The organism is Paraburkholderia sp. BR10923, assembly GCF_040948765.1.
GTDB classification, from domain to species: Bacteria; Pseudomonadota; Gammaproteobacteria; order Burkholderiales; family Burkholderiaceae; genus Paraburkholderia; species Paraburkholderia youngii.
Genome location: NZ_JBFPKO010000144.1, coordinates 1 through 738, shown reverse-complemented (window position 1 = coordinate 738; position 738 = coordinate 1). Strand labels below are relative to the sequence as shown.

The window sequence follows — 738 nt, the reverse complement described above, 5'->3', positions numbered from 1 at the left end:
GGCGTGGGCCGGGCAGCCGGCATCGGATCCGGATGCGCGCGCGCTGGGCCTGGGCCCGCACCATCTGGCCTATGTGATCTACACGTCGGGCTCCACCGGCACGCCCAAGGGCGTGATGGTCGAGCACAGAAACCTGTTGAATTATTTGCAATGGTCACATCGCAGTTATTACGAAGAAGCGTTGAATGGTTCGCCGATATTACATTCGTTGAGCTTTGACGGCATCGTTACAACCTTATTCGGACCCCTGTTGGCAGGTGCAGCGCTGTATCTTCTAAAACCTGCTTTTGAAATTGATTTACTTTCTGCTGCTAACGATGGTCGGGTCTACGATTTGATCAAGCTGACGCCTTCGCACCTGAGCCTGTTAAACAGGCAACTGGAGTGTTACGAAGGTCCGGCTCCGACTAAGGCACTGATGGTTGGTGGGGAACCGTTAGTACCTGCGGATATTCAGTTTTGGCGAAAGCGTTTCCCGCATGTGCGTCTGATCAATCACTTCGGTCCTACAGAAGCGACAGTTGGAAGCGTCACATTCGAAATATCCAAAGTTATTAATGGATCCGCCTCTATCCCGATCGGCCGTCCGATTGCGAACACGCGGGTGTATGTGCTGGACGGTCATGGCGAGCCGGTGCCGTTCGGGGCGGTGGGTGAGCTCTACATTGGCGGGGCGGGGGTCGCGCGGGGCTATCTGAACCGCCCCGAGCTGACAGCCGAGCGGTTCATCGCCAGTCC

Annotated in this window: 1 protein-coding gene; it reads left to right on the top strand. The window is 56.4% G+C overall.

Annotated features, from left to right (window positions below):
• Positions 1–738 (top strand): AMP-binding protein (locus AB3X94_RS41820; protein ID WP_368614468.1); only part of this gene is annotated, 738 nt, incomplete at both ends.